This window comes from Priestia sp. 3CA3 (assembly GCF_056836725.1).
In genome coordinates this window covers 281,441-295,442 of record NZ_JBXENJ010000007.1, presented here as the reverse complement: position 1 = coordinate 295,442, position 14,002 = coordinate 281,441, and the positions used below count along the sequence as shown (strand labels likewise).

General features: G+C 36.7%; 13 protein-coding genes. 3 read left to right on the top strand and 10 right to left on the bottom strand.

Annotated features, from left to right (window positions below; translation table 11 throughout):
- Positions 1–4: 4 nt before the first annotated feature.
- The 7 genes from AC1VNJ_RS19980 to AC1VNJ_RS19950 form a co-directional block, all read right to left on the bottom strand.
- Positions 5–337 (bottom strand): EamA family transporter, encoded by a 333-nt coding sequence (locus AC1VNJ_RS19980; RefSeq protein ID WP_014457712.1) that lies wholly within the window; start codon positions 335–337, stop codon positions 5–7.
- A complete protein-coding gene (locus tag AC1VNJ_RS19975; RefSeq protein ID WP_013059873.1) occupies positions 330–665 on the bottom strand; it encodes an EamA family transporter in 336 nt (111 codons plus the stop codon). The genes AC1VNJ_RS19980 and AC1VNJ_RS19975 overlap by 8 nt, the downstream gene beginning before the upstream one ends.
- Entirely contained in the window at positions 665–2,383 is a 1,719-nt protein-coding gene (locus tag AC1VNJ_RS19970) for a DUF6020 family protein (RefSeq protein ID WP_033580378.1), read from the bottom strand. Before AC1VNJ_RS19970 ends, AC1VNJ_RS19975 begins: the two co-directional genes overlap by 1 nt.
- 2 nt (positions 2,384–2,385) lie before the next feature.
- A complete protein-coding gene (locus tag AC1VNJ_RS19965; RefSeq protein ID WP_013059871.1) occupies positions 2,386–3,324 on the bottom strand; it encodes a glycosyltransferase family 2 protein in 939 nt (312 codons plus the stop codon).
- On the bottom strand, positions 3,321–4,421 hold the full coding sequence (locus AC1VNJ_RS19960; RefSeq protein WP_482641203.1) for a glycosyltransferase family 4 protein: 1,101 nt from the start codon (positions 4,419–4,421) through the stop codon (positions 3,321–3,323). The genes AC1VNJ_RS19965 and AC1VNJ_RS19960 overlap by 4 nt, the downstream gene beginning before the upstream one ends.
- 290 nt (positions 4,422–4,711) lie before the next feature.
- Positions 4,712–5,497 (bottom strand): endonuclease/exonuclease/phosphatase family protein, encoded by a 786-nt coding sequence (locus AC1VNJ_RS19955; protein ID WP_014457716.1) that lies wholly within the window; start codon positions 5,495–5,497, stop codon positions 4,712–4,714.
- A gap of 4 nt (positions 5,498–5,501) precedes the next feature.
- On the bottom strand, positions 5,502–7,139 hold the full coding sequence (locus tag AC1VNJ_RS19950) for a PTS transporter subunit IIBC (protein WP_482641202.1): 1,638 nt from the start codon (positions 7,137–7,139) through the stop codon (positions 5,502–5,504).
- A 275-nt stretch (positions 7,140–7,414) separates the two neighbouring features.
- Here AC1VNJ_RS19950 and pgmB point away from each other — a divergent pair, with 275 nt between their 5' ends.
- Both pgmB and AC1VNJ_RS19940 read left to right on the top strand, forming a co-directional pair.
- Positions 7,415–8,122 (top strand): beta-phosphoglucomutase, encoded by a 708-nt coding sequence (gene pgmB / locus AC1VNJ_RS19945; RefSeq protein WP_328172964.1) that lies wholly within the window; start codon positions 7,415–7,417, stop codon positions 8,120–8,122.
- An 88-nt stretch (positions 8,123–8,210) separates the two neighbouring features.
- Positions 8,211–9,080 (top strand): Cof-type HAD-IIB family hydrolase, encoded by an 870-nt coding sequence (locus AC1VNJ_RS19940; protein WP_328172965.1) that lies wholly within the window; start codon positions 8,211–8,213, stop codon positions 9,078–9,080.
- A gap of 33 nt (positions 9,081–9,113) precedes the next feature.
- Here the strand turns inward: AC1VNJ_RS19940 and pdxK are convergent, their stop codons facing one another.
- A complete protein-coding gene (gene pdxK, locus AC1VNJ_RS19935) occupies positions 9,114–9,938 on the bottom strand; it encodes a pyridoxine/pyridoxal/pyridoxamine kinase (RefSeq protein ID WP_033580382.1) in 825 nt (274 codons plus the stop codon).
- 793 nt (positions 9,939–10,731) lie between these two features.
- Between pdxK and AC1VNJ_RS19930 the strand changes: the two genes are divergently transcribed.
- Positions 10,732–11,118 carry a hypothetical protein gene (locus AC1VNJ_RS19930; protein WP_224980621.1) on the top strand — a complete coding sequence of 129 codons (387 nt, stop codon included), beginning with the start codon at positions 10,732–10,734 and terminating at the stop codon, positions 11,116–11,118.
- Positions 11,119–11,180: 62 nt separating this feature from the next.
- On the opposite strand, the gene ald is transcribed toward AC1VNJ_RS19930, so the two are convergent.
- Together ald and AC1VNJ_RS19920 are read right to left on the bottom strand one after the other, a co-directional pair.
- Positions 11,181–12,314: an alanine dehydrogenase gene (gene ald, locus AC1VNJ_RS19925; protein ID WP_013059863.1), complete on the bottom strand. Its 1,134-nt coding sequence runs from the start codon at positions 12,312–12,314 to the stop codon at positions 11,181–11,183.
- Positions 12,315–12,565: 251 nt separating this feature from the next.
- Complete coding sequence (locus AC1VNJ_RS19920) at positions 12,566–13,801, bottom strand: PucR family transcriptional regulator (protein ID WP_028411954.1); 1,236 nt, start codon at positions 13,799–13,801, stop codon at positions 12,566–12,568.
- Positions 13,802–14,002 lie beyond the last annotated feature (201 nt).

Genomic DNA, 14,002 nt, shown 5'->3' with positions numbered 1-14,002 from the left:
CTCATCAACTATTAGCAATAAAGAAGCATCCGACAATTAGAAGAATACAGCCGATAACTTGTTTTGTTGTAACTTTTTCTTTAATTAAAAAGTAACCGAATGTTAATGTCCAAATATACGTAATAGACGTAAGCGGAAATACAATAGAATAAGGTAACAGCGTTAAAACATACACATTAAGCAGAGCTGCCGCCCCGTAAAAAAGGCCGCCGCCTACAAAGCAAATAAGCGCTAGTTTTATCTTTTTTTCGTTTAAATACGTAGAAATATACTTGAAAAAGACAGCTCCAACTGAACCTAAAAGGGTCATAATAATTAAAAGTGGGATACTATTCATCTTGGCCACCTACTAAAATTACACCTACGATAATAATAAGAGTACCGACCAGCTTCATAGGGCTAATGGTTTCATTTAATAGAAAGAAACCAAGAGCAATGCTGATGACATATCCTAGGCTTAAAAATGGATGAAGCAAGGAAACTCTTTCAAATTTAAAAGCGGCAATCATAAACACCGCTCCTAATCCATAAAGGAAAAAACCAATAATTAAATTTAAGTTAAATGAAGCTTCGGACAACTTCCAAAAAAGTTGTCCAACAGCTGTAAACAGGGAAGCCACGATAATGAGTGTGATTCCTAGCTTTTTGTTATAATTGCTCTCCATCAGGAGGTCACATCCTTTTCTTTCTGATCAAATCGGATAAAAGGAAGACCAATAAAGAAGAAAGACACAAATACGCTTGCTAATAAATATCGAAAATCTTGAGCCGGCAGTGCCGCAAGAACAGAAAGCGTGTTAAGTGCCCAAGGAATGACAATAATAAGGGACGTAATTCCTCTTCGAATCACTAGCATTAATGAAAATAATAAAATGACACAGTGATAAAAAGCTGGTTTCCATAAGAATGTAAAAACAGGGTGCTTAAAAATAGCTAAGTAAGCATTGGCAGTATGTGTAATAAACGGCTCGATTACTTTATTTTTAAGACCTAAATCATTGCCGTAATAAATGTTGGTTACGTACGTATCCGTGTAGCCATCTTTAAAAGGATTGATTTGCCATACTAAAGCTGTTTGTTTGAGAAAGCCTTCCGTTGCTAGATAAGGATTTTTGATGACAATGCTAGCATAGTTCTTAAAGTAAAGGCCTAAATCATTAAAAATAAACTCGCGGTCGTAGTATTTCCACGTGAATTTAATTGGATCGCTTTTGTATGGATTATACTTTTCTTTCCACAATTCAATAGGGAGCACTTTATTAAAATATTCGCGCTCTTCTTTTGACATCTCCCCATCATTTGAAATGATATTTGCAATTTGTTGAGTTGGAATAGACAAAGCTTCATTTGGATCTGAAGGTTTTACATCAAGCCACGTGAACACAGGGCCTGTAACAATCTTTTGTAAAATAAAGACGACTAAGAAAATCGTGACAAGAGGTTTCCAATTTTTTCTGAATAAGACAATCATTAAAAGGAAAGTCAAAACAAATACAGGAAAACCATTATGTCTAAAGAAAGCTACTCCAAATGCGGAAAGTAAAAGTAAGAAAAAGCTCGCTTTACTTTTAACCCAAGCGCCTTTTGACAGATAAATTTTTGCAATGTTAACCGTAAAAAACAGCAGAAAAGCACTGTATAAAATGTCTTTCCAAATAATAATTGAAAAGATTAAAAAGCTTGGAATAATGACAATAATGGCTGTTAAAAGTCCAATCATAACAGGATGTGCTTTGCGTTTAATGAAAAAGTCAAATGTATAGGCGTATATGCTCACTACAACAACAATTTGCGTGAACGCTACAATTCCTGGGTTATCCCATATTTTTGTCAGCAGCATAATGAGCCACGTAATCATAATAGGGTGCCAATCGTTAAATTCTCCGTTATGTGCCTGTCTCCACTGTGCTAATGAATCAGGAGTCATGGCCGCTGGGAAAAAGGCGAACCAGTAATATAGACTAACAGTTAAAATAAGAATCGTAACAATTCCTAGATAACGCTTTGGGTGTGCAAATGTATAGTGAAAATCGTTTATCTGTTTGATAGCGCTGAGTACAGCGGCCGTCAGCAGCATTGCCAATAAAGTACGGCTGATGGCATACAAAACGAGTGAAAAAATAGTTGAGCTCGTCATATGTAAGTTATCTAAAAGTGAAAACTGTACGATAAACGAAAAAACAATCAGCAATAGCCATTCTAGCGGTTTAAATGAAGCATAAGCTCTATTTTTATAAATAAAAATAGAGCTTATGATGGTAAATACAAGTGCAGCAAAAAGGGAAAGATAGTGAACACCGTCTGGATTACCAATACTTAAACCGATAAGAATAATTAAAGCTGTTACTGTAAGCAGTAAAATACTTTTTTTATTCTTCATCATTGTTATTCTCCTACTTGTTCAATCTGTTCAATTTTTTTATTTAGTTCTAATTCATATTGCTTGCGATTTAATGAAGCGATTGTATCTAGAATTAATCCACAGACGAAAGATAAAACACCTAACACCATCAATCCAGTTGCTAAGATAGATGAAGGTACTTTGGTAATAAAGCCTGTATCAAAAAATTCATAAAGTACCGGAGCACCAACAGCTAATCCTGCGACAATAAACAACACTGTCCAAATGGAGAAGAACTGAAGCGGCTTGTACTCTTTAAATAACGTAAAAATCATTCGTAACACTTTAAATCCATCAGAGAACGTATTAAGTTTCGATTCGCTGCCTTCAGGTCGATCGCGATAATCGATCGCAATTTCTTTTAGGCGGAATCGTTTATCTAACGCGTGAAGACTCATTTCTGTTTCAATCTCAAATCCTGGGCTCATCACAGGAATTGATTTTACAAATAATTTATCGTACGCACGATAACCTGTCATGATATCTTTAATGTTACTTTTGTACAGGCCGTTAATTAAAGAACGTACTAAGTTGTTACCAAAATTATGGAAAGCACGTTTGTTTTCTTCGAGATACGTTCCGTTTGATAAACGATCTCCAATGACCATGTTAGCTTCTCGATTTCTGATAGGCTCAATTAACTGATGAACAAATTCTGCAGGATACGTATCATCCCCATCTACCATGACATAGCAATCTGCATCAATTTCTTGGAACATTGAGCGTACAACGTTTCCTTTTCCTTGCTTGAATTCTTTTTTGACGATTGCGCCGTGTTCAAGTGCAATTTCACTTGTACGATCTTTTGAATTGTTGTCGTATACATAAATATCTGCACTAGGCAGTTCGCGTTTGAAATCGTCAATTACTTTTCCAATTGTTACTTCCTCGTTATAACAAGGAATTAAAACTGCGACTTTCATTTTTCCACCTCATCAAAAAAAATTGTTGGGAGCTGTTCAGCAATTACATCTACTGTGTAGCGGTTTGCTGTTTGTAACGCCTGTTGAGACATTTGCTGTTTCACATCTTCAGGAAGATTAATAAAAGCCTGTAGCTGTGAAGCTAGTTCGTCTACATTTTTAGGCTCAAAGAATAGACCATTCTTTCCGTCTATAATGTAATCTTTTAGACCACCAATCTGACTCCCAATTACGGGTGCTCCGCAAGCCATAGCTTCGAGGCCGACTAAGCCCAAACTTTCTCCTTTTCTTACGGTCGGAAACACGAATGCTTCAATCGCATTATATACGTAAGCAAGAGAGGACTGAGGAAGCAGAGGGAAATGGATGACTTTTTCCTCTAGACCTAGAGTCTGGATCATTTCCTTAAATGCAGCTTCGTCTTTTCCGCTTCCAACGTATAGGTATTTGTAAGAAGTGGGCGTTTGTTGTTCAGCTTTTGCAATTGCTTGAAGGTAGTATTCCCATCCTTTACCCACATCAATGCGGCTTACACATCCAATATAACGGATAGTAGGGTCCAAATTTAGTTCTTGATAAGCTTTGCTTTTCTCTGCATAAGGATGGAACAGATCTTTATTCACTCCTCCGCTTGGAAAAATATAGATTGGGTTATGCACCTTATATTTCTCTTCAACGAGCCCTTTATAGTAGGGAGAAGGAGTAATAATTTTAGTGGAATGGTGCAATAAGTCATTTACTCTAGGCTGATATTTTTCCTGTGAAGCTACTTCAGGTACAACATCTGAACCATGCACGTTTGTCACAATCTTCACATTCTTCTTTAGCTTTTTGAGAATCAGCAGCGGAAGAGCATTATGAGATGCATAATGTACGTAAAGATAGTCGTAGTTTTTTGTTAAGCCCGTCACAATGACATTAGCATAATGAGAAGCATAGCTAAAAAGCTTGCTCAATTTGCTTGTCTTTTTTTGCATGACAATTTTATCAACTTGAATACCATGTTGAACTAAAATTTTTTCAGTGTTTTGAACAAATACACCATAGCTCGGGAATTGTTCAGAAGGATACATATTTGAAATCAACAAAATTTTCATGATTGTTTCACACCTATTTTTCTTTATTAGTTTATGATAATGACAACGGGTGTTCATTTAAATAGAGCTTACATGTATCATCTTACTATTAAGTTGAGCGATTTCATTGATAAACATGCAAAAATGGGTTGCATATCGTCAACATCACAATATTATAGCACACCTACTTTTTAAAATGCGAAAGTTTATCGGACACTTCTAAAACGATAGATAAAGCAGTAAAGAAGATGATTTTCACATCATCATAATCACACGAAAAAAGCGAACGCTATTCGTTCGCTTTATGTCACTTATTTCACTTCAACGCTTACCCCAAAATGGTCGGAAACAACGGGATAATGTATGCCGTTAAAAACCACAGTTGACGACTGAATATCCTGCGCATGACTCGACAGAATTAGATCAAGGCGCAGCGCACGTTCATTATCATCCCATCCAGCAATATTACCTTGAACTGTAATACCGCTGTCTTTTTTATTTGATAGAGTATACGTATCATAGAGGCCTTGGCTCATCAGGTAGTCGTAACCTTCATTTTGTCTATGAGCGTCATTATTAAAGTCTCCAAGTAAGAAAAATGGGTTATCTTTGTGTACATGAGCTAGCAGCGTATCAACTTGCTGCTTGAATGGCTCTTCCTCGTCATCCCACCAGCCAAGATGACAAGAATAAAAAGTAAGGAGTTCTTTTTCATATTCGATTGTTGCTCCAACAATTCTTCTCGTTTTCCAATAGTCAATATTTGACGTTTGCGAAACAAAAAATGAATGCTCTTCAATAATCGGGTGTTTCGTTAAAATGGCAATTCCTTCTTCATACACTTCATAGCCTATATGAGATAAATCCCATACCAATTGATAGTCTTCACCTTGCTTACCCAGTTCTTTTGCTAAAAGCCAAGCGTAATTATCGCTGCGAATGTAGTCATATACATAAGGTGCGTCTATTTTTTGGCTTACTTCCTGTAAAGCAATGACATCATATTTTTCTTTTTTAATTACTTCAGCTAGACAAGATAACTTGTCTAGCTGATTTTCCTCTTGCCAAGAGTGGCAATTTAACGTTAATAGCTTCATTATGTTAAGCTCCTAACAAATCTTGAATGTCGGATTTCAAAACATCCGCTTTAGGTCCATAAATAGCTTGTACCCCTTTATCTTTCAAGATTAAACCAAGGGCTCCGTTTTGTTTCCATTCACTTTCTCCTGCAACGGCATGTATATCTTTTACCGTTACACGTAAGCGAGTCATACAAGCATCAACGTCTTCAATATTGTTTTCTCCACCAAGCAGTCCAATAATGACTGGGGCAAGCGAATCATTTTTCACCTGCTTGCTGCTTGTTGCAGTTGTTTCTTCATCGATATAGTTTCCGTTACGTCCCGGCGTTGGGAAGTTAAAACGTTTGATTAAGAAGTTTGCCACTCCAAAATTTAAGCCAAAGAATACAAGGCAGGCGATGACAAAGTTCATTAAGTCAACCCATAGTCCGGCTTTGATAATCATTGGTGTACGTGTTAATAGTTCAATTACGCCAAATGAGTGTACGCGAACATGAACAATATCAACAATGGCAAAAGCCAGTCCCGTCATAATGGCGTATACGACGTATAGAAGAGGTGCCGCGAACATGAACATAAATTCAATCGGTTCTGTTACGCCTGTTAAGAAAACAGCTAGTCCAGCTGAAAAGAACATTGAACGATATTTCGAACGTTTGTCAGGATCTACGTTGCGATACATTGCTAAAGCGATTCCAATTAATGACGCACAAGATAAAATCATCTGTCCTACTTTAAATCGTGCAGGTGTAACGTCATGTAAGAGCTGCTTGTAGCTGTCCATATCTCCTGCAGCACGGAAGTTATTTAAGTCTGCAATCCAAGCAAGCCACAAAGGATCTTGACCGGCAACAGTGGAACCTGCTCCAGAACCCGTTAAAATTTTGTACGTACCGCCTAGCTCCGTATAGTTCATAGGAACTGTCAGCATATGATGAAGACCAAACGGAAGAAGGAGACGCTCTAATGCTCCGAAAATAAATGGTGCCAGAATAGGAGCTGTGTCTCTAGATGTTGCAATCCACTGTCCGAAGCTGTTTAGGGAACCTTGGATGAACGGCCACACAATGGATAAAAGCAGTGCCGTTACAACTGAACCACCGATGACTACAAACGGTACGAAGCGCTTGCCGTTAAAAAACGAAAGGGCTTCAGGCAATTTATCATAATTGTAATATTTGTTGAATAAATTTGCGCCTAAGAAACCAGCGATAATTCCTACGAATACTCCCATGTTAAGAGCGGGAGATCCTAAAATAGATGTGAAGTAGTCTTTTACAACTAATTCTTGTCCAAACAGTGATTGAACCGTTGCTTTTGAATCTGAGAGCATTTCTGCTTTAACTCCAAAAATGGCTCCTGTAATTCGATTAATAAGAATGAATGCAATGAGTGCAGCAAATGCACCGCCAGCACGTTCCTTTGCCCAAGATCCCCCGATGGCAACAGCGAACAAGATGTGAAGATTTGTAATGATACCCCATCCTATATCTTCCATCACTCGTGCAATTGTTTGTACAGCAGTGATGTCTCCCCCAGTCATTGCAACTAGTTTTCCAAGTGAAATCATAATACCAGCTGCGGGCATAACCGCTACTACTACTAATAAAGCCTTACCAAACTTCTGCCAAAAATCAAATGAAAAGAACTTCTTCATAGTTTTTCCCCTTCCCCTATGTATGGGTTTTCATTTTATTTTTTGATAAACTATATTTTTAAGACAGTGCAACCGTTTGCATAAACCTATTGTAATAAAAGGGCTTTCATAATGCAATACTGTAATTTCTCTTTTTTTGAAAAATTTATTCATAAATTATAAATGATGAAAAAATTTTTATGATAAAGTGAACAATATCAACGGTATTTTAACATGGTGGGATGTAATAAAAGCATTTAAGTAATGGCATAAAGATAGGTACAGAGGAGGATAATATGAAAAAAGAAGAGCTACAAGCGATTATTTTTGATTTAGACGGTGTTATTGCAGATACAATACATTTATATTATAGAGCAAATAAAAAAGTAGCAGATCAACTTAACGTTTCGTTTTCTGAAGAACTAAATCAACGGCTGCAGGGAATCAGCCGGATGAGAACTGTAGAGGTCATTGCTGCGCAAGGCAATGTACACCTGACAGTGGAACAAAAAGAAGAGCTTGCTTATGAAAAGAATAAGCATTATCAGGCTTTAATAAGAGAAATGACAGAAGATCATTTACTTCCAGGCATTAAAATGTTGTTAGAAGATTGTAAAAAACAAGGCATTAAAATGGGAATTGCTTCTTCTAGTTCGAATGCAAATACTGTAATAGATGCGCTAGGAATACGCTCTTTTTTTGATTGTATTGTGGATGTGAGGAAAATCAAGAAGGGAAAACCAGATCCAGAAATATTTTTGACAGCTGCCGATCAATTAAAAGTAAAACCCGATGCATGTGTGGCAATAGAAGATGGAGAGGCAGGTATAAAAGCTATTAATCAAACAGATATGGTTTCAATCGGCGTTGGTAAGCATCTGAGGGAAGAGGATGTGAATTTTCGCGTATATTCAACAGCTGATTTGCATGTAAAGACGATCAAAGAGGTTTTCGAAAAAGCAAGAAAAGGAACAGATTATAACAGCGCGTATACAAAAAATTAGTAAATCTTTTACATGCAAGTAGCAAAGCGCTAAAAAACATATGCTAGAATAAAATAAGAGAGCAAAGATACATAGGAAGGGGTACATCATGATTAAATGTATTGCGATCGATATGGATGGAACGCTAGTAAATAGTGAACAAGTTGTAAGTAAGGAAAATGCCCAAGCGATTAAGACAGCTCAAAAGGCAGGGGTGGAAGTTGTTGTTGCTACGGGACGTTCTTATGAAGAAGCGCGTTATGTTTTAGAAGAAGCAGGACTTCATACATATTTAATTTGTGCAAACGGAGCAGAGCTTCGCAATCCACAAGGGGAAAAACAATATTCAGTAGGCATGAAGATGGAAGCTATTCGTGAAGTAGAAGATATTTTTAAGGAGTTTCAGCTGTACTTTGAAGTCTATACAAGTGAAGGTACGTATTCAAATGACTATGAAAAAGCTTTGTCCGTATTAATGGATATTTATTTAAGTGCTAGCTTAAAAGATAATTATGAAAAATCGTTAGAAGCGGCAAAAGAGCGTTTCAATAGCGGCAGAGTAAAGCTTATTGAAGAGTATGAAGCGCTGTTTCAAGATCCAAACAAGGACATTTATAAGCTGCTTGCTTTCTCTTTTGATGAAGAAAAGTTAGAGCAGGCAAAAGTAGAACTTGTGAAGTTAGATTCTATTGCAGTCAGTGCATCTGGTAAAGAAAATATTGAAATAAATGATGAAAATGCTCAAAAAGGAATTGCGGTTACATCATTTGTTCAAGAACGCCATATTTCTTTAGAAGAAACGATGGCTATTGGAGACAATTATAACGACGTATCGATGTTTCAGCGAGTTGGACGTGCCGTAGCGATGGGAAATGCCCCTCAAGAAATTAAAGAGTTTGCCCATATCGTAACAGGAACAAATGACGAGCACGGCGTAGCTCAAGCTATCTTAAATGCGCTTGAAACAGTCAAACAATAAGCAAAATAGAAAAGCATGCCTTTAGGCATGCTTTTAGTTTGTTACTTTTTCTTTGTTACGACGGTATGCACCGTGATTTGTTGGTCCGACATATTGATTTAAAGCAAATGAATGGCGAATTGCTTCTGTAATAAACTCTTTTGCTGTATAAATAGCTTGTTTGACGTCACTGCCTTTTGCCAATTCAGCAGCAATCGCAGCTGAGTATGTGCATCCAGCACCATGTGTAAATGTCGTTTCAATACGTTCAGACTCTAAGATCTCAAATGTCTTTCCATCATAAAGCAAATCGATTGCTTTTTCGTGTGCTAATTTACTTCCACCTTTAATCAATACATATTTGGCACCAAGTTCAGAAATTTTCACGGCTGCTTCTTTCATTTGATCAACCGTTTTGATAGGGCCAAGTCCGCTTAATTGACTAGCTTCAAATAAGTTAGGCGTTACGACTGTTGCTTTTGGAACTAGTACATCACGCAAGCTGACAGTTGTTTCCGGATGAAGCGCTTCGTCTTCTCCTTTACATACCATCACAGGATCTACTACAACATTTTTTAAATCGTATTCTTCAATTGTTTTTGCCGCTAGTTCAATAATTTCCACTGAGCCAAGCATACCCGTTTTTAGAGCTTGTACGCCTACGCCTTTTACAATTGTTTTCAGCTGCTGTTCAACAGTGGAAGGTTGTTGTGGAAATACGTTATGAGACCAGCTGTTATCGGGATCCATTGTTACAATTGTTGTTAAAGCTGTCATTCCGTAAACACCAAGTTCTTGGAATGTTTTTAAATCCGCTTGAATGCCAGCTCCGCCGCTGCTATCAGAACCAGCAATGGTTAATGCTTTATTCATTGTCATAAAAAATCCTCCCGTATTTTAAGTTCATAGAGAAAATAGAGTAAAATTTCTACCGGGCGGCTTTTAGTTGCCCAATGTGTTTTAGATAAATTTCTTCCATTCACTTTTTCTTCTATTTTATCGCTTTTAATGTAGATATTCAATTTCTAAAAACTGTATGAATCCTACGTGTAATTTAGAATTATCATGACTGACTGTGAAGCATGAGTTAAATGAACGTTAGCGAATGAGATATAAGGTGGTTTGAACATTTACTTTACATAAACTTAAGAGTAACCACCTTCACAAGTAATCGCATGCTAAAAAACCTCTTATTAAAAGGCTTTTTACCTTATTGTACAAGCACTCTTTTTCTTAATGAATAAAATGAATAGAAACTTAAGAAAGGGTGATTCACATAAAAAAACATTATAATCATGACAGTTATAAAGATGCCCCGGATTCTTCTAATCAATCACAACTTCAAAAGAGAAATCACAAAGACTGTTATATGAAATCGAATTTAATGAGCGATAACTTCAAAACTGTTAAGACAGGTACTTTAAATGTTTGTATAATCGTATTACCAGGAGCTAAAGTTGATCGAAACTCTAAAGATAATCCGTCTACAGTTCCCAACCGTGTAAAAAGAGACATAGCGGCTGCTAATAGGATATGGAAACAATATGAGAAAAACCAATTAATCCAGGGGGTTACATTTACTATTACACGTTCATTTGTTTTTTTGGAAAACATCAGTGGCATTGTAAGTAATGCGGAAAATTTTCCAATTAGAGGAGCTAGTCATCTTACAATGGTACAAGCAATGCTTGAAACTGGCCGAAAAGTTTGTCAAGACGCTGATGTATACGTATTTTATATGAATGGAAATAGATTTGGGCCTGTTAATTTTGACTATTCATCGACTCTTGCTGTAACTTATAACTCTTTTCCACTTGTGATTATGACAAATGCAAGTACAGATGAGTATCTTCTTGCACATGAATTAGGTCACTTTATGTTTATTACGAATCGGTTTAACGAGACAGATGATCCTGAACCATTTCATGAATTAGATGGTAATCATAATAGAACGCCTAGCAACCTTATGTTTCCTACTCCTGAGTTCTGGCCAATGGTACCGGAGATTACCGGTGAACAGATACACAAAGCTTTAAATAGTCGTGTTTTTTACAGCTAATTGCTGTTTATTTAAAATAAAAACGCCCTTAACAGAGGGTTAAGGACGTTTTTTACTATCTATTAAATAGAAGCTAATTCTTTTTCAAGAGCTACGTCTACTGATACATAATCATAACCTAAATCATGTGCAACTGCTTCGTACGTAATAGCTCCGTTTGCAACGTTCACTCCTAATTTTAACGCTTCGTTTTGAGCGATTGCTTTGTGAACACCTTTAGAAGCAATTTGAAGTGCATAAGGTACCGTTACATTTGTTAAAGCAATCGTTGATGTGCGTGGAACTGCTCCTGGCATGTTCGCAACTGCATAGTGTACAACACCGTGCTTTTCATAAGTAGGCTGATCGTGTGTTGTAATGTGGTCAATTGTTTCAACGATACCACCTTGGTCGATTGCTACGTCAACAATAACAGAACCTGGCTTCATGGTTTTCACCATTTCTTCTGTTACGAGTTTTGGAGCTTTTGCACCTGGGATTAATACTGCACCAATCACTAAATCTGACTCTGCTACTGCATCCGCAATGTTATAGGGATTTGACACTAGCGTATTGATTTGGTTGCCAAAGATATCGTCTAATTGACGTAGGCGTTCAGGACTTAAATCAATAATTGTTACATCAGCACCGAGGCCGATTGCGATTTTTGCAGCATTTGTACCAACACCGCCGCCTCCAATAATCGTTACTTTTCCGCGGCTAACTCCAGGAACACCCGCTAATAAAATTCCTTTTCCGCCGTTTGATTTTTGAAGGAATTGTGCACCAATTTGAGCAGCCATACGTCCTGCTACTTCGCTCATAGGTGTTAATAGAGGCAATGTACGATTGACTGCCACTGTTTCATAAGCAATAGCCGTTACACCGCTATCTTTTAATGCTTTTGCCAGTGCTGGTTCAGCTGCTAAGTGAAGGTAAGTGAATAAGATAAGACCTGGTCTAAAATAGCCGTATTCACTTGCTAATGGTTCTTTTACTTTCATGACCATTTCAGCTTGTGCCCACACGTCAGCTGCTGTCTCAACAATTTCAGCTCCGGCTTTTACATAATCTTCGTTTGTGAAGTTACTTCCAATACCCGCTTCATTTTCAATTAATACACGATGACCTGTACCAACAAATGATGCTACGCCTGCTGGTGTAATCGCTACTCGGTTTTCGTTGTTTTTGATTTCTTTTGGTACGCCAATAATCATGATTAATTTCCCCCTTGGTCGTTTGTGTATCTTTAGTATAAAGAAAGTTTTGTGAAATTTCTTTGTCTAGAAAGAAGAATTGAAGAAGCGGTTTTTGTTTAAACACACAAATGTAACCGCTTACTTATCAGAATTTTTAATTTTGTGTCAGGTTATCTAACATTGCTAAGGGAAGAAAACATAAAAAAAGAGCTATTTATTTATCGGAAAATAAATAAATAGCTTTCTGTTAAAAAATATAACATTATCTGTTATTTTTTATATTTCATTAACTTAATATCAATATAAAGAGTCATTTTTTGATTAACATCCTTTAAGTTGATATCACCAATCTCTGAAATTCGCTTTAATCGATAGCTAAGTGTATTCATATGCACATTTAATTCTTTGGCTGCTTCATTAATATTGTTATCATTATTTAAAAATACTTCAAGAGTCTCCACCAAGTTACTGTTATGACGAAGGTCATAATCAGTTAGCTTCTTTAAAGAATGGTTTTCAAATTGATCTTGAACGCGCTTGTCTAAAATAACATCTAGAAATTGATAAATACCTAATTCTTGATAGTTAATAATCTCTTTTGTTTCTTCTGGAAACTTACTTTTCATATCTAATACGTTCAAAGCTTCTTTATAGCTTTTTTCGATATGATCGTGCGATGAATAAATACTGCTGCAGCTGGCTTTAATTTGAGTAACATCAAAGCGTTCATGCATGTTTCCTCTAAAATAGTCTACAAAATCTCGCTGTTCATCAAGAGGATTTTCAACCGCATCCAAAGAAAGCAGTAAGATTAAATCATTGCAATCAATCGTATAAAGAACGATTTTTAAGCGGTGCATTGTTTTCAACATATACGAAATTTGGCGTTCAGCTTCAGGCGTAATATCTTCTTGGAAGCGGAAGATAGCAATGGAAAACGCTGATGGAGCCGTAATTTGAGCTTCATAAAACGCTTCTGAAATTTCTTGGCGAGACTTAATGTGGCCAGTTAATAATTTCCAGAAAAATTCCTGTGAGCGCTCCTCTCGTTTGTATTTTCGAATTTGAAGCTGCAGCAATTTGTTTTTTAATACATTCGCAGCTTTTTTTAATAGCTCCACTTCTTCATCGCCTAAGGCTTTCTCAATTTCCACAGCCCAAATGAATCCTAGAACTTCTTCATTTTTCCAGATAGAAATGGCTATACGATCTCCAAGCCCGATTTCATTTATATTTTTCACACGCACAGGTTCATTTGTCTCAAGCAGTTTCGGAATAATGCCTTCTTTCCATAAGTTGTTAATGACTTTTTCCGGAACTCTTCTTCCAATAATCGTAGCAATACGCGCTTGGTCCGTTCTTTCATCATGGGTGCTGTAAGCTAGTAAGCGATGATTAGCATCTTCAATCGTAATAGGGCAGTTCAATACCTCGCTAATGCGATCAGCAAATTCTTCAAGCGTATCAAAATTTTCTTTGAACGGATCTTTGATTGGTTTTGTCATATATAAAATCCCTCTTCATAAAACAAAATAAGTACTAGTGCAGCTTTTTTAGCTGCAGTAAATATAGTAAAACGGTAACAACCGTGTTGATCATCAATTCATTGAAATGATTAACTGCTTAATATTTTAACAAAAGTAATTGTTTAAGAAAATGTTAAAATGCGTCTAAAGGTAGTTAAGAATGTACGGATGATTAGTAAC